We start from the raw sequence: 14986 nt of genomic DNA, 5'->3' as shown, positions 1-14986 counted from the left end.
GTCTCTCGTCACATTCCTCGTCGGGGAGCGGGATTCGAAGCCGCTCCGCGATTTTGGCGGCCTGCGGCCACCTGCCGCAGATACGGGTTGGTGGCGCGCTCCTGGCCGATGGTCGTCTGGGAGCCGTGGCCCGACAGCACCACGGTCGAGTCCTCGAGCGGCAGGCACACACGGGCCAGCGAGTCGAGCATCTCGGCCATGTCACCGCCGGGCAGGTCGGTGCGTCCGATGGAGCCGGCGAAGAGCAGATCGCCCGAGAAGAAGACCGACGGGATGTCAGCCGTCTCGGGCATCCGGAAGGTCACCGACCCCTTGGTATGGCCGGGCGCGTGGGCGACGGACAGCTCCATGCCCGCCAGCTCCAGCTGCACGCCGTCGGTCAGTTCGCGGACGTCGTCCGGCTCCCCCACGGTCAGCTCGCCCATCAGCTGCGTGCCGATGGAACGGCCGAGACCCATCGACGGGTCGGTCATCATGTACCGGTCCTCGGGGTGGATCCACGCCGGTACGCCGTGTGCGCCGCACACCGGGACGACCGAGGCCACGTGGTCGATGTGGCCGTGCGTGAGGACGACGGCGACGGGCTTGAGCCGATGCTTCTTCAGCGTCTCCTCGACTCCCTGGGCGGCCTGGTGGCCCGGGTCGATGATCACGCACTCCTCACCGGCGGCGGGGGCGACGAGATAACAGTTCGTCCCCCAGGCCCCGGCGGGGAACCCGGCAATGAGCACGATCGTCCTTCGTTTGTGTCGATACGGGTGGGCTGCTCGGCGACTGCGCCTGTGGTCAGAGCCTACCGGCGCTGCCGATTCCTCAGCGAACCCATATACGGTACGGGGCACACGCAGGCGGTCGGCTCACAAGACGCACGCGTCCCAGAGGCGTACGAGACGCATGAGGAGAGAATCCGGTGGTCACCCAGGAACAGCGGAAGCGGCAGCTCGCGCGGGAGAAGTTCTTGCGGCAGCAGCAGCGGCGCACGTCCGCGCGACGCAAGGCGCGCATGCGCAACTCGGTGATCGCGTCGGTGCTCGGCGTGGTCGTGATCGGCAGCGTCGCGCTGTACACGACCGGCGCCCTCAAGGACGACGACAAGACCAACGCGAGCTCCGAGACGACCCCGAGCGCGGCGGCGACCAGCAAGGCGCCGGACCCGTGCGAGAAGGCCGCCGCGGGCAAGGTCAAGACGGCGACCTGGAAGAAGGAGCCGGCGGTCACCATCGACAAGTCGGCGAAGTACACGATGAAGCTGGCGACGACGTGCGGTGAGATAGACATCGCGATGAAGACGTCGGCTGCCCCGCACACCGTCAACTCGTTCAGCTTCCTCGCCGGCAAGGGCTACTTCGACCACACCAAGTGCCACCGGCTCACCACCAGCGGCATCTACGTGCTGCAGTGCGGCGACCCGACCGGCTCCGGCAGCGGCGGCCCCGGCTACACGATCCCGGACGAGAACCTGAAGGACAAAAGCCTGAAGGACAACATCTACCCGGCGGGCACGGTCGCGATGGCGAACACCGGCCAGGCGCACACTGGCGGCAGCCAGTTCTTCCTGGTCTACCAGGACAGTCAGTTGCCGCCCAGCTACACACCGTTCGGCACGATTTCGGAGGCCGGCATGAAGGTGATGAAGAAGATCGCGGGCGCGGGCGAGAGCACCGGAGCGGGCGACGGAGCACCCAATGCAACGGTCGTCATCAACAAGGCAACTGTCACCAAATCCTGACCGCCAACTGCGAAATTTCGGTCGCGCGGGATGCGGACAGGCAACCCGCCGGTCGCCTATGTTGGCCGTGACGAAACTGTGGACGATGCTCGGGGGCGCTGAGGCCCTCGCAGGCATCATGTGGAGGAGGCGCTGTGAGCAGCGACCCGTGGGGCCGCGTCGACGAGACGGGGACCGTGTACGTGCGTACGGCCGACGGCGAGCAGGTCGTCGGTTCCTGGCAGGCCGGCTCTCCTGACGAGGCGCTGGCCTACTTCGAGCGCAAGTACGAGGGCCTGGTTGTCGAGATCGGCCTCCTCGAGAAGCGAGTGAAGACCACCGACCTGTCGGCGAAGGACGCGCAGGCCGCGATCGACCACATTCGGGAGCAGGTCGACGCCCACCACGCGGTCGGCGACCTGGACGCCCTGCGGGTCCGGCTGGACAAGCTCGTGGAGACCGTCGAGAAGCGGCGCGAGGAGCGCAAGCAGCAGCGCGCCAAGCAGTCCGACGAGGCGCGTCACGCCAAGGAGGCGCTGGTCACCGAGGCGGAGGAGCTGGCGCAGTCGGACCAGTGGCGGGCGGCCGGTGAGCGGCTGCGGGCGCTGGTGGACACCTGGAAGGGCCTGCCGCGCCTGGACCGCAAGTCGGACGACGAGCTGTGGCATCGCTTCTCGCACGCGCGCTCGGCGTTCTCCAAGCGCCGCAAGGCGCACTTCGCGTCGCTGGACGCGCAGCGCGAGGAGGCCCGCAGGACCAAGGAGCGCCTGGTCGGCGAGGCCGAGGCACTGTCCGGTTCGACGGACTGGGGTCCGACGGCCGCGCGCTACCGCGAGCTGATGGCGGAGTGGAAGGCCGCGGGCCGTGCCCAGCGCGAGCACGAGGACGACCTGTGGAACCGCTTCCGCGGCGCCCAGGACGTCTTCTTCGCCGCCCGCAGCTCGGTCTTCGCGGAGCGGGACGCCGAGCAGTCGGAGAACCTGAAGCTGAAGGAGGAGCTGGCCGAGGAGGCCGAGAAGCTCCTGCCGATCGGTGACCTGAAGAGCGCGCGTGCCGCGTTCCGCTCGCTCAACGAGCGCTGGGAGGCCATCGGCCACGTCCCGCGCGACGCGCGGCCGAAGGTCGAGGGCCGGATGCACGCGGTCGAGCGGGCCCTGCAGGAGGCCGAGGAGACCGAGTGGCGCCGGACGAACCCGGAGGCACGCGCGCGTGCCGAGGGTCTGACCGGTCAGCTCCAGGCCGCGGTCGACAAGCTGAGGGGCCAGATCGAGCAGGCCCGGACCCAGGGCAACAACGCCAGGGCCGACAAGCTCGAGAAGGAGCTGGCGGGCCGCGAGGCTCTGCTGGAGCAGGCTCTGAAGGGGCTCCAGGAGTTCGGCGGCTGACGCTCGCCACGCACGTACGAAGTGGGGCTCCCGAACCGTTACGGTTCGGGAGCCCCACTTCGTACGTTTGGCGCTGGGTGCCTACCTGCTGCGCGCCGACGTCACCCGGTACACGTCGTACACGCCCTCGACTCCCCTGACCGCCTTCAGAACGTGCCCGAGGTGCTTCGGGTCGCCCATCTCGAAGGTGAAGCGGGACGTGGCGACGCGGTCGCGGGAGGTCTGGACGGCCGCGGAGAGGATGTTGACGTGCTGGTCGGACAGGACGCGCGTGACGTCCGACAGGAGCCGGGAGCGGTCCAGGGCCTCGACCTGGATGGCGACCAGGAAGACCGAGGACTGGGTGGGCGCCCACTCGACCTCGAGGATGCGCTCGGGCTCGCGGGACAGTGAGTCCACGTTCACGCAGTCGCTGCGGTGAACCGATACGCCACTACCGCGGGTGACGAATCCTATGATCGGGTCGCCGGGGACGGGCGTACAGCAGCGGGCGAGCTTGACCCACACGTCGTCGACGCCCTTCACCACGACACCCGGGTCGGTGCTGGTACGGCGCTTGCGGCCGCGACCGCGGGACGGCGGGACCGACTCGTCGATCTCCTCGGTGGCCGCTTCCTCGCCGCCGAGCGCCTGGACGAGCTTCTGCACCACGTTCTGTGCGGAGACATGCCCCTCGCCGATCGCCGCGTACAGCGCGGAGATGTCCGGGTAGCGCATCTCGTGGGCCAGCGTCACGAGCGAGTCGCCGGTCAGGATGCGCTGGATCGGCAGGTTCTGTTTGCGCATCGCGCGGACGATGGCGTCCTTGCCCTGCTCGATCGCCTCGTCGCGCCGCTCCTTGGAGAACCAGGCCCGGATCTTGTTGCGGGCGCGCGGCGACTTCACGAAGTTCAGCCAGTCGCGGGACGGTCCGGCGCCGGCCGCCTTGGACGTGAAGACCTCCACCAGGTCGCCGTTGTCCAGGGTCGATTCCAGCGGTACGAGGCGTCCGTTGACGCGGGCTCCTATGGTGCGGTGGCCCACCTCGGTGTGCACCGCGTACGAGAAGTCCACGGGCGTGGCACCCGCCGGCAGCGCTATCACGTCGCCCTTGGGGGTGAAAACGAAGACCTCGTTGCGCGACAGGTCGAAGCGCAGGGACTCGAGGAACTCGCCGGGGTCCTCGGTCTCCTTCTGCCAGTCGAGGAGCTGGCGCAGCCACGCCATGTCGTTGAGGTGGTCGTCCTTGCCGGTGGTCCTCGGCTGGTCCGAACGCACCTTGGAGGCGCCGGCGACGGCCTCCTGCTTGTACTTCCAGTGCGCGGCGATGCCGTACTCGGCGCGGCGGTGCATGTCGAACGTACGGATCTGGAGTTCGACCGGCTTGCCGTTGGGTCCGATGACCGTCGTGTGCAGCGACTGGTACATGTTGAACTTGGGCATCGCGATGTAGTCCTTGAACCGCCCCGGAACCGGGTTCCAGCGGGCGTGCACGGTGCCCAGCGCCGCGTAGCAGTCGCGGACGGTGTCCACCAGGACGCGGATGCCCACCAGGTCGTAGATCTCCGCGAAGTCACGGCCGCGGACGATCATCTTCTGGTAGACGCTGTAGTAGTGCTTCGGGCGGCCGGTGACGGTCGCCTTGATGCGGGCGGCGCGCAGGTCGGACTGCACCTCGTCGGTCACTATGGCGAGGTACTCGTCGCGCTTGGGGGCGCGCTCGGCGACGAGGCGGACGATCTCGTCGTACATCTTGGGGTAGAGGATCGCGAAGGCGAGGTCCTCCAGCTCCCACTTGATGGTGTTCATGCCCAGCCGATGGGCGAGCGGCGCGTAGATCTCGAGGGTCTCGCGCGCCTTCTTCTCCTGCTTCTCGCGCTTGAGGTAGCGCATGGTGCGCATGTTGTGCAGGCGGTCGGCGAGCTTGATGACCAGGACGCGCGGGTCCTTGGCCATCGCCACGACCATCTTGCGCACGGTCTCGGCCTGCGCGGCCTCGCCGAACTTGACCTTGTCCAGCTTGGTGACGCCGTCGACGAGGAGGGCGACGGAGTCGCCGAAGTCGCGGCGCAGCTGGTCGAGGCCGTACTCCGTGTCCTCGACGGTGTCGTGCAGGAGGCCGGCCATGAGGGTGGCGGGGTCCATGCCGAGCTCGGCGAGGATCGTGGTCACCGCGAGCGGGTGCGTGATGTACGGGTCGCCGCTCTTGCGCTTCTGGCCGCGGTGCCAGCGCTCGGCGACCTGGTAGGCCTGCTCGATCTGCCGGAGCGTGGCCGTCTCGATCTTCGGATCGTTGCTGCGGACTATCCGCAGCAACGGCTCCAGGACCGGGTTGTACGGGTTGGAGCGCTGCACACCGAGACGGGCGAGGCGGGCGCGGACGCGGTTGGAGGAGCCGGTGCGGGCGGGCTGACCCGCGGTGGGGCGGACCGCCGGCGAGTTGGTGGGCCGCTGTGCCGGGGCCGGAGGGGCGGGCGGGACGGGCTTGGGACGCGTCTGCTCGGCCGACTTGTCGACGGGCGCGGACTGGGCGTGCTCGACCGGCCCGCGGGGGTCGTTCTTCGCGTTGCTCGCATGCGGCGCGGACTTCGCCGTGGCGTCCGAGGCGGACTCGGGCTTGGCGGCGGTGAGTGGCTGGGCCTCGTCTGGCAAGAGGGCTCCTCGTGCGCGATCCGGGTCCCCCGGTCAGGCTCCGGACACCCCATGGTAGCGATCCTTTGCCTGAGGATCGCCTTCAGGCCACTGTGAGGACCGTCAACCGGAGAAACACGAGAGGCGGGCGCCGGATTCCTCCGGGCCCGCCTTCGCGGTTGTCGGCACGTCACGCGCGCCTTGCGTGCCGGTGCTCAGACCTTGAGCAGCGCCTCCAGCGGGGCGCCGGCGAGGGCCGGCTCCAGGCGGGCGCGCCCGCCGAGGAAGCCCAGCTCCATCAGGACGGCGAGGCCCGCGACCTCGGCGCCCGCCCGACGGATGAGCTGGATCGACGCCTCGGCGGTGCCGCCGGTGGCGAGGACGTCGTCGACGACCAGGACGCGGTCGCCCGCGGTCAGGTCCTCGGCGTGTACCTCGATCTCGGCGGAGCCGTACTCCAGGTCGTACGCCTGGCTGAGGGTCGCTCCGGGGAGCTTGCCCGCCTTGCGCACGGGGATGAAGCCGAGCCCGGCGCGAACGGCGACGGGGGCGCCGAGGATGAAGCCGCGGGCCTCCAGGCCGACGATCTTCGTGGCGCCGGCGTCCGTGGCCAGAGCGGCGAGGGCGTCGGTGAGTGCCGTGAACGCCGCCGGGTCCGCCAGGAGCGGGGTGATGTCCTTGAACATCACGCCCGGCTCCGGGTAGTCCGGCACATCACGGATGCGGCTGAGCAGCAGTGCCGTGATGTCGGTGAGCTCGGTCATCGGCGCTTCCCGGAGGGTCGGCCGCGGCCGCGGTTGCGGGACGCGGGCTGGGTGCGCGGGCCGACGACCGCCGGCGCCGCGTCCTCCGGCTCGTCGTCGAACGGCTCGTCGACAGCCTCGTTCTCCGGCGGCTCGCCCTTGGCGGCGGCCTGCGCGCGCTTGGCGAGCACGCGCTTCTTGAGGGCCTTCATCTGCGGCTCGCGCTCCTTGAGGTCGGCGACGAGCGGCGTGGCGATGAAGATCGAGGAGTACGCACCGGCCGCGAGGCCGACGAACAGCGACAGCGAGATGTCGTTGAGCATGCCGGCGCCGAGGACGCCGCCACCGATGAACAGCAGGGCGGCCACCGGCAGCAGCGCGACCACCGTGGTGTTGACGGAGCGGACCAGGGTGCTGTTGATCGAGCGGTTGGCGATGTCGCTGTACGTCCAGCGGGTCTGTTTGGTGATGTCCTTGGTCTGCTCCTTGAGGCTGTCGAAGACGACGACCGTGTCGTAGAGCGAGTAACCAAGAATGGTCAGCAGACCGATCACCGTGCCCGGTGTGACCTCGAAGCCGACGAGGGCGTAGATGCCGACCGTGATGGTGATGTCGTGGATCAGTGCGACGAACGCCGCGAGCGCCATGCGCCACTCGAAGGCGATCGCCAGATAGATCACGACCAGGACGAGGAAGATGCCGAGGCCCTGCCAGGCCTTGTTGGCGACCTGATCACCCCAGCTGGGGCCGACCAGGTCGGCGTTGATCTGCTCACTGTCGACCTTGAGGTCCTTGGCGAGCTCCTGCTTGATCTGGCCGGACGTGTCGGTGTCGATGCCCGCGATCTGGATGCGCAGGCTGCCGTCACCGAGCTTCTGGACGATCGCGTCGTGCCCGGAGGCCTCCTCCGCGTACGTCTCCGCCTGCGACACCGAGACACTGGTGTTCTTCGGGGTGGTGAAGACGGCACCGCCCTCGAACTCGATGCCCATGTTCAGGCCGCGCACCGCCAGGCCGACGATGGCCGTGATGGTGATCAGGATCGAGAGGCCGTACCAGAGCTTGCGGTTGCCGACGAAGTCGTAGCCGACCTCGCCACGGTGCAGTCGGGCGCCGAGGTTGCCGAGCTTCGACATCTCACGCCTCCTTCGGGTCGACAGGGCCGGCGACAGGCTGGACGGGACGGCGGGTGCGGCGCAGCGGGGGCTTGGCGCCCAGTCGCTTGGGGTCGAGGCCGGACCAGCTGTGACCGCTGGAGAAGAACTTGCTGCGCGCGACGAGCGTCAGCAGCGGCTTGGTGAACAGGAAGACGACCACCACGTCGAGGAGGGTGGTCAGGCCGAGCGTGAACGCGAAGCCCTGGACCTTGCCGACGGTGACGATGAAGAGCACCGCCGCGGCGAGGAACGACACGAAGTCGGAGACCAGGATGGTGCGCCGGGCGCGCGGCCAGGCCCGTTCGACGGCGGGGCGCAGTGTGCGGCCCTCGCGGATCTCGTCCCGGACGCGTTCGAAGTACACGATGAACGAGTCCGCTGTGATGCCGATCGCGACGATGGCACCACACACGGCCGGGAGGTTCAGCGCGAAGCCGATACCCGGGCCCAGCAGCGCCATGATCACGTAGGTGAGAGCCGCGGAGACCAGCAGCGAGGCGACGGCGATGAGTGCCAGGCCGCGGTAGTAGGCCACCAGGTAGATGACGACCAGGGTGAGGCCGATGGCTCCGGCGATCAGACCGGCCTTCAGCTGCTCGCCACCGAGCGCGGCGGTCACCGTGGTGACGCTGTCCTCCTTGAAGGTCAGCGGCAGGGCGCCGTACGACAGCATGTTGGCGAGGCTCTGGGCCGACTCCTGGTTGAAGTTGCCGGAGATCTCCGCGCTGCCGCCGGTCAGCGCCTGGCTGACGTACGGGTCGGAGACGACGTCGCCGTCCAGGACGATCGCGAACTGGTTCTGCGGGGACTGGTTCTGGGCCAGCTTGCCGGTGATGTCGGCGAACTTCTTGGCGCCGCCGTCGGTGAAGTCCATGGTGACGGTCCAGCCGGCGCCGGTCGTCGTGTTGAGGACGGCCTGCGCCTTGTCCACGTCGGTGCCGTCGACCGCGGCCGGGCCCAGGACGTACTTCTGCCACTGGCCCTGCGAGTTCTGGCCGCAGGCCACGGTGGAGTCGGTGGGCGTGGCGCCGTCGCCGGCCTTGGCACGGGTCGCCGCGTCGGTGCAGTCGAGGGCGGCGTACTGGGCCTCGAGCCTGCCGGCCGCCGCGCTGGCATCGCTGCTGCTGGCGGACGGGGAGGGGGAGGCACTCGCGGAGGCAGAGGCGCTCGTCGACGGCGTGGGGTCGGCCTTCAGGGCGTCGGTGAGCGCGCGGCCCTGCGAGGTGGACGTCGCCGACGGGGTGGTGGAGCTGGAGGGAGAGGACGACGAGGTCGCCTTGTCCGTGGCCTTGTCGCTGCCCGACGCGCTGCTGGAGGCGCTCGGCGACGGGCTGGCCGTCGCGGCGGCGCCCGAGACCTCGGTGGCGACGACCGGCCGGAAGTACAGCTTGGCGGTGGTGCCGACCTGCTTCTGGGCCTCCTCGGAGTTCGTACCCTTGGGGATGTTGACGATGATGTTCCGCTCGCCCTGGGTCTGAACCTCGGCCTCCGAGACGCCAAGACCATTGACACGGCGGTTCATGATGTCGACCGCGGTGTCCATGTTGGTCTTGTTGATCGCGGATTCCTGGCCGGCCTCGGGGACCGCCCGGAGCGTGATGCTCGTACCACCGGCAAGGTCGATGCCGAGACGCGGAGTGGTGTGCCCGGAGAGGAACATTCCTCCGGTGAGCGCCACGATGGCGATCAGGATGAGGGCCAGCGAGCGCCATGGCTTGCTCTGGGCACTCGCGCTCCGGCCCTTCTTAGGTGCTGCCACCTTCTCGTACTCCCTCTCGGGCCGCCTCGCGCCGGATCGGCGGGCGGGCGGCCATGACATGGTGTCGGGATCCCGTGCGAGCTGTGCACGTTCCGGGGCGCGCGGAGGCGGCCCACGCGCCCGGGAGTGCGGCTACTTCGCCTCGGAGTCGCCGTCGGTCTTCTTCGGCTCCTCGTCCGTCTTCGCCTCGGCGGCCTCGGCCTCGGTGTCGGCCGTCGTGTCGGCCGGGGTCTCGGCGGGCTCCTCGGCCGTGTCCTTCTTGCCGAGGTCGACGGACTTGTCGTCGGAAGCGGCGGCAGCGTCGGCGGCGGGCTCGTCGGTCTCGGTGAGGGAGGAGGCGTCGTCCGGGACGACGTCGGAGTCGGACTTCAGGTCGTGCTCGACGCCGTGGACGATGCGGTTGTACTCGTCGTCCGAGAGGACGGCGCCGATGGCGTTCTTCGCGAAGAGAAGCTCGACGCCCGGACCGGCATCGACGAGGACCGTGTCCTCATTGACATCCTTGACCGTCGCGTACATGCCCCCGATGGTGCGGACGCCGCTGCCGGGCTGGATGTCGTTCCGCATCTGCGCGGCCTGCTGTTGCTTCCGCTTGGCCGAGCGGGTCATCAGGAACATGGCCCCGATGAGCACGATGAACGGGAGGAGGGTCACGAGACTCACGGGTCGGTACTTCCTTCACGTGACCGCGTTGGTGAGCGGCCTGATGGTTGGGGGTATGTACACCGCCGACAAAGGCGGCATCGGCGGAGTCTAAGCGAGTCCGCGCGCAAGGAACAACGCTCAGCATGGCACCAGGGTTCCTGACCCGGCCAGCACCTTCGCCGTCACGCCCCGAACAGGTCCCCTTGTCCGTTTCCGGTGGCCGTGGAGCGGGGCGGGGTGAGGCCGAGATGCGCCCAGGCGGCGGGCGTGCCGACCCGTCCGCGCGGGGTCCGGGCGAGCAGGCCCTCCCGGACGAGGAAGGGTTCGGCGACCTCCTCCACGGTCTCGCGCTCCTCCCCCACGGCGACGGCGAGCGTCGACAGGCCGACCGGGCCGCCGCCGAACAGCTTGAGCAGGGTCTCCAGCACCGCGCGGTCGAGGCGGTCCAGCCCGCGGTCGTCGACCTCGTAGACCGCGAGGGCCGCCTGGGCGATGTCGCGCGTGATCAGGCCGTCGGCCTTGACCTGGGCGTAGTCGCGCACGCGGCGCAGCAGACGGTTGGCGATACGGGGCGTGCCCCGGGAACGGCCGGCGATCTCGGCGGCGCCGTCGGCCTCGATCTCCACGTCGAGCAGGTTCGCCGAGCGGTGGATGACGCGCTCCAGCTCCACGGGCTCGTAGAACTCCATGTGCGCGGTGAAGCCGAAGCGGTCGCGCAGCGGGGGCGGCAGCAGACCCGCGCGGGTGGTGGCTCCGACCAGGGTGAAGGGGGGCAGTTCGAGGGGGATGGCGGTGGCGCCGGGGCCCTTGCCGACGATGACGTCGACGCGGTAGTCCTCCATCGCCATGTAGAGCATCTCCTCGGCGGGCCGGGACATGCGGTGGATCTCGTCGAGGAAGAGGACCTCGCCCTCCTGGAGGGAGGAGAGGATCGCTGCGAGATCGCCGGCGTGCTGGATCGCGGGGCCGCTGGTGATGCGGATCGGGGCGTTCATCTCGGCCGCGATGATCATCGACAGGGTGGTCTTGCCGAGGCCGGGGGCACCGGAGAGCAGCACGTGGTCGGCGGTGGCGCCCCGCGCGCGTGCGGCGCGCAGGACGAGGTCGAGCTGTTCGCGGACCTTCTCCTGGCCGATGAACTCGCCCAGGTCCTTGGGGCGCAGGGCGGCCTCGACGGCCTGGTCCTCACGGTCGGCGACAGAGTCCACCAGCCGCTCGGCGGCGGGGGTGTCGGTCGTGTCGTCCCAGTTCACTGAGATCTCCTAGCTGGGGTGGCGCAGGTCGGTCAGCGGGCGCGGTTCAGGGTCTGCAGGGCCGCCCTGAGGAGCTGACCTACCTGGGGCGCGCCCTCGGCGGCCTCGGCCTGGGGTGCCACCGCGGACACCGCTTCGTCGGCCTCGCGGGTCGCGTAACCGAGGCCGATCAGGGCGGCGTGCAGCTGGTCGCGCCAGCCGGCGGTGACCGCCGTACCGATGGCGGGCGCGCCGATCGGCTCGCCGAGGCGGTCCTTCAGCTCCAGGAGCAGCTTCTGGGCGCCCTTCTTGCCGATGCCGGGGACGGCGATCAGCGTCTTCTCGTCGCCGGTGGAGACGGCCCGGCGCAGGGTGTCCGGAGAGTGCACGGCGAGCATCGCCTGGGCGAGTCTCGGGCCGACGCCGCTGGCGGTCTGCAGCAGCTCGAAGGTCTGCCGCTCGTCGTCGTCCGCGAAGCCGTACAGGGTCAGCGAGTCCTCGCGGACCACGAGGGACGTGGCCAGTTTGGTCTGCTGGCCCATGCGCAGCCCGGAGAGGGTGTTCGGCGTGCACTGGACGGCGATGCCGATCCCGCCCACCTCGACCACCGCGGAGTCGGGGGCGAGGGCGGCGACCGGACCGCTGACGAAGGCGATCATGCCGTACGGCCTTTCGATGCGTGCAGGGCGACGGCCTGCTGGAGTCGGTTCTGGGCGGGGGCGCGCCAGATGTGGCAGATGGCGAGCGCGAGGGCGTCGGCGGCATCGGCGGGCTTCGGCGGCGCGTCGAGCCGCAGCAGGCGGGTGACCATGGCGCCGACTTGGGCCTTGTCGGCGCGTCCGCTGCCCGTGACGGCGGCCTTGACCTCGCTCGGGGTGTGCAGCGCGACGGGGATGCCGCGGCGGGCGGCGCACAGCATGGCGACGGCGCTGGCCTGGGCGGTGCCCATCACCGTACGGACGTTGTGCTGGCTGAACACCCGCTCGACGGCGACGCATTGGGGCCGGTGCTCATCCAGCCACTGCTCGATGCCCTGCTCGATGGCGACGAGGCGCTGCCCCAACTCGGCGTCCGCCGGTGTCCGTACGACACCGACGCCGAGCATGGTGAGCGGCCGGCCCGCGACCCCCTCGACCACACCGACTCCGCACCGCGTGAGTCCGGGGTCCACCCCGAGTACGCGCACCCGCGCCTCCCCTCTTTGCGGCTAAGCCGCCGCCGCTCTCGCGGACGTGGCTGAGCATCGTCGGGGTTCCTCAATTGATGGTTGCGGTCCCCGAGTGGTGATCTTCTGGCTCCCGCCAGGCTATCGGCTGCCACCGACAACGGCCGCGGGCCGACGGGACGTGTCCCGTCGGCCCGCCGACATCGCACCCCGCTCGCGGCGGCGTTACGCGTCGACCTTCTCCATGACCTCGTCGCTGACGTCGAAGTTGGCGAAGACGTTCTGCACGTCGTCGCTGTCCTCGAGCGCGTCGATCAGCTTGAAGATCTTCTTGGCGCCCTCCTCGTCCAGCTCGACCTGCATGGTCGGGACGAAGTTGGCGTCGGCGGAGTCGTAGTCGATGCCGGCGTCCTGGAGGGCGGTGCGGACCGCGACCAGGTCGGTGGCCTCGCTGATGACCTCGAAGGACTCACCGAGGTCGTTGACCTCCTCGGCGCCCGCGTCCAGGACGGCGCCGAGCACGTCGTCCTCGCCGAGCTCGCCCTTGGGGACGATGACGACGCCCTTGCGGTTGAAGAGGTACGACACCGAGCCCGGGTCGGCCATGGAGCCGCCGTTGCGGGTCATGGCGACGCGGACGTCGGAGGCGGCGCGGTTGCGGTTGTCGGTGAGGCACTCGATGAGCACCGCGACGCCGTTCGGGCCGTAACCCTCGTACATGATCGTCTCGTAGTCGGCGCCACCGGCTTCGAGACCGCCGCCGCGCTTGACCGCGGAGTCGATGTTCTTGTTCGGGACCGACGACTTCTTCGCCTTCTGGATGGCGTCGTAGAGAGTCGGGTTGCCCTCGATGTCGACGCCGCCCATCCGGGCCGCGACCTCGATGTTCTTGATCAGCTTCGCGAAGAGCTTGCCGCGTTTGGCATCGATCACGGCCTTCTTGTGCTTCGTCGTAGCCCATTTAGAGTGGCCGGACATCTGCCTGTCTCCTTCGCGTAACCCAACTCCGTACGAACGCCAGAGATCCTACAAGGACTCCGCTGCCCGGTTCGCGCGCACCATGTCGACGAACAGGGAGTGCACGCGGTGGTCGCCGGTCAGTTCCGGGTGGAACGACGTGGCGAGCGCGTTGCCCTGGCGGACCGCGACGATGTGGCCCTCGTGCTCGGCGAGCACCTCGGTCTCGGCACCCACGGACTCGACCCAGGGGGCGCGGATGAAGACGCCCTCCACAGGATCGCCCGCAATGCCACGCACGTCTATCGCGGCTTCGAAGGATTCGTTCTGACGTCCGAAGGCGTTGCGGCGCACGATCATGTCGATGCCGCCGATGGTCTCCTGGCCCGAGCGCGGGTCGAGGATCTTGTCGGCGAGCATGATCATGCCGGCGCAGCTGCCGTAGACCGGCATACCGTCCCGCACGCGCGCGCGGAGCGGCTCCATCACGCCGAACAGGACGGCCAGCTTGGAGATGGTGGTGGACTCGCCGCCGGGGATGACCAGGCCGTCCACCTCGGCGAGCTCTTCGGGGCGCCGCACCGGCCTGGCCACGGCGTCGGCCGCGGCCAGGGCGATGAGGTGCTCCCGTACGTCGCCCTGGAGAGCCAGGACGCCTATGACAGATGCGTCAGTCATGTAAGTGCAATCCTCAGGGGGCGACTTACCAGCCGCGGTTGGCGTAGCGCTCGGTCTCGGGGAGGGTGTCGCAGTTGATGCCGACCATGGCCTCGCCGAGGTTGCGGGACGCGTCCGCGATGATCTTCGGGTCGTCGTAGAAGGTGGTCGCCTTGACGATGGCGGCGGCGCGCTTGGCCGGGTCGCCGGACTTGAAGATGCCCGAGCCGACGAAGACGCCCTCGGCACCGAGCTGGCGCATGAGCGCGGCGTCGGCGGGGGTGGCGACGCCACCGGCGGAGAACAGCACGACCGGGAGCTTGCCGAGCTCGGCGACCTCCTTGACGAGCTCGTACGGGGCGCGCAGGTCCTTGGCGGCGGCGTACAGCTCGTTGTTGTCGTAGCCGCGCAGCCTGGCGATCTCGTTCTTGATCTGGCGCAGGTGACGGACCGCCTCGACGACGTTGCCGGTGCCGGCCTCGCCCTTGGAGCGGATCATCGCGGCACCCTCGGCGATGCGGCGCAGGGCCTCGCCCAGGTTGGTGGCACCACAGACGAAGGGGGTGGTGAACGCCCACTTGTCGGAGTGGTTGACCTCGTCGGCCGGGGTGAGGACCTCGGACTCGTCGATGTAGTCGACGCCGAGGGACTGCAGGACCTGGGCCTCGACGAAGTGGCCGATGCGGGACTTGGCCATGACCGGGATCGAGACGGCCTCGATGATCTCTTCGATCATGTTGGGGTCGGACATCCGGGCCACGCCGCCGTCCTTGCGGATGTCGGCGGGCACGCGCTCCAGGGCCATGACGGCGACGGCGCCCGCGTCCTCGGCGATCTTCGCCTGCTCGGCGTTGACGACGTCCATGATCACACCGCCCTTGAGCTGCTCGGCCATGCCGCGCTTCACGCGCGCGGTGCCGGTCTCGGGGGTCTGGTTCTCGGAGAGCGTGCTGGACACGGGTGACCTC

Annotated in this window: 14 protein-coding genes; 2 read left to right on the top strand and 12 right to left on the bottom strand. The window is 69.6% G+C overall.

What is annotated here, in order from left to right; all coding sequences use genetic code 11:
* Positions 1–8: 8 nt before the first annotated feature.
* Positions 9–731: an MBL fold metallo-hydrolase gene (locus tag OG252_RS40775; RefSeq protein WP_266442980.1), complete on the bottom strand. Its 723-nt coding sequence runs from the start codon at positions 729–731 to the stop codon at positions 9–11.
* A 179-nt stretch (positions 732–910) separates the two neighbouring features.
* Here OG252_RS40775 and OG252_RS40770 point away from each other — a divergent pair, with 179 nt between their 5' ends.
* Positions 911–1729: a peptidylprolyl isomerase gene (locus tag OG252_RS40770; protein WP_266442977.1), complete on the top strand. Its 819-nt coding sequence runs from the start codon at positions 911–913 to the stop codon at positions 1727–1729.
* Between the two features lie 134 nt (positions 1730–1863).
* Entirely contained in the window at positions 1864–3093 is a 1230-nt protein-coding gene (locus OG252_RS40765; protein ID WP_266442973.1) for a DUF349 domain-containing protein, read from the top strand.
* An 81-nt stretch (positions 3094–3174) separates the two neighbouring features.
* On the opposite strand, the gene OG252_RS40760 is transcribed toward OG252_RS40765, so the two are convergent.
* From OG252_RS40760 to pdxS, 11 genes are all read right to left on the bottom strand, one after another.
* Positions 3175–5724: a RelA/SpoT family protein gene (locus tag OG252_RS40760; protein ID WP_266442970.1), complete on the bottom strand. Its 2550-nt coding sequence runs from the start codon at positions 5722–5724 to the stop codon at positions 3175–3177.
* 194 nt (positions 5725–5918) lie between these two features.
* Positions 5919–6467 (bottom strand): adenine phosphoribosyltransferase, encoded by a 549-nt coding sequence (locus OG252_RS40755; RefSeq protein WP_307673485.1) that lies wholly within the window; start codon positions 6465–6467, stop codon positions 5919–5921.
* Positions 6464–7582, bottom strand: coding sequence for a protein translocase subunit SecF (secF, locus tag OG252_RS40750; RefSeq protein WP_329342475.1), 1119 nt, complete (start codon positions 7580–7582; stop codon positions 6464–6466). The genes OG252_RS40755 and secF overlap by 4 nt, the downstream gene beginning before the upstream one ends.
* A gap of 1 nt (position 7583) precedes the next feature.
* Positions 7584–9362, bottom strand: a complete 1779-nt coding sequence (gene secD / locus OG252_RS40745; RefSeq protein WP_329342473.1) for a protein translocase subunit SecD — start codon at positions 9360–9362, stop codon at positions 7584–7586.
* A gap of 132 nt (positions 9363–9494) precedes the next feature.
* Positions 9495–10025, bottom strand: coding sequence for a preprotein translocase subunit YajC (gene yajC, locus OG252_RS40740; RefSeq protein WP_329342471.1), 531 nt, complete (start codon positions 10023–10025; stop codon positions 9495–9497).
* Between the two features lie 164 nt (positions 10026–10189).
* The gene (gene ruvB / locus OG252_RS40735; protein WP_329342469.1) at positions 10190–11260 is read right to left on the bottom strand and encodes a Holliday junction branch migration DNA helicase RuvB; all 1071 of its coding nucleotides are present in this window, start codon (positions 11258–11260) and stop codon (positions 10190–10192) included.
* A gap of 32 nt (positions 11261–11292) precedes the next feature.
* The gene (gene ruvA / locus OG252_RS40730) at positions 11293–11898 is read right to left on the bottom strand and encodes a Holliday junction branch migration protein RuvA (protein WP_329342467.1); all 606 of its coding nucleotides are present in this window, start codon (positions 11896–11898) and stop codon (positions 11293–11295) included.
* Positions 11895–12425 (bottom strand): crossover junction endodeoxyribonuclease RuvC, encoded by a 531-nt coding sequence (gene ruvC / locus OG252_RS40725; RefSeq protein WP_329342465.1) that lies wholly within the window; start codon positions 12423–12425, stop codon positions 11895–11897. Before ruvC ends, ruvA begins: the two co-directional genes overlap by 4 nt.
* 204 nt (positions 12426–12629) lie before the next feature.
* Positions 12630–13382 carry a YebC/PmpR family DNA-binding transcriptional regulator gene (locus OG252_RS40720; protein ID WP_057614183.1) on the bottom strand — a complete coding sequence of 251 codons (753 nt, stop codon included), beginning with the start codon at positions 13380–13382 and terminating at the stop codon, positions 12630–12632.
* Positions 13383–13430: 48 nt separating this feature from the next.
* Positions 13431–14039 (bottom strand): pyridoxal 5'-phosphate synthase glutaminase subunit PdxT, encoded by a 609-nt coding sequence (pdxT, locus tag OG252_RS40715; protein WP_266442943.1) that lies wholly within the window; start codon positions 14037–14039, stop codon positions 13431–13433.
* A gap of 25 nt (positions 14040–14064) precedes the next feature.
* Positions 14065–14976, bottom strand: a complete 912-nt coding sequence (pdxS, locus tag OG252_RS40710; RefSeq protein WP_266442941.1) for a pyridoxal 5'-phosphate synthase lyase subunit PdxS — start codon at positions 14974–14976, stop codon at positions 14065–14067.
* Positions 14977–14986: the final 10 nt, after the last annotated feature.

It is taken from the genome of Streptomyces sp. NBC_01352, from assembly GCF_036237295.1.
Lineage (GTDB): Bacteria > Actinomycetota > Actinomycetes > Streptomycetales > Streptomycetaceae > Streptomyces > Streptomyces plumbiresistens.
This window is presented reverse-complemented; position numbering and strand designations above follow the sequence as displayed.

Excerpts from the sequence above, each read along its gene's own strand:
- OG252_RS40755 (WP_307673485.1), bottom strand. The coding sequence starts at position 6,467 with ATGACCGAGCTCACCGACATCACGGCACTGCTGCTCAGCCGCATCCGT.
- secF (WP_329342475.1), bottom strand. The coding sequence starts at position 7,582 with ATGTCGAAGCTCGGCAACCTCGGCGCCCGACTGCACCGTGGCGAGGTC.
- ruvA (WP_329342467.1), bottom strand. The coding sequence starts at position 11,898 with ATGATCGCCTTCGTCAGCGGTCCGGTCGCCGCCCTCGCCCCCGACTCC.
- OG252_RS40720 (WP_057614183.1), bottom strand. The coding sequence starts at position 13,382 with ATGTCCGGCCACTCTAAATGGGCTACGACGAAGCACAAGAAGGCCGTG.
- pdxT (WP_266442943.1), bottom strand. The coding sequence starts at position 14,039 with ATGACTGACGCATCTGTCATAGGCGTCCTGGCTCTCCAGGGCGACGTA.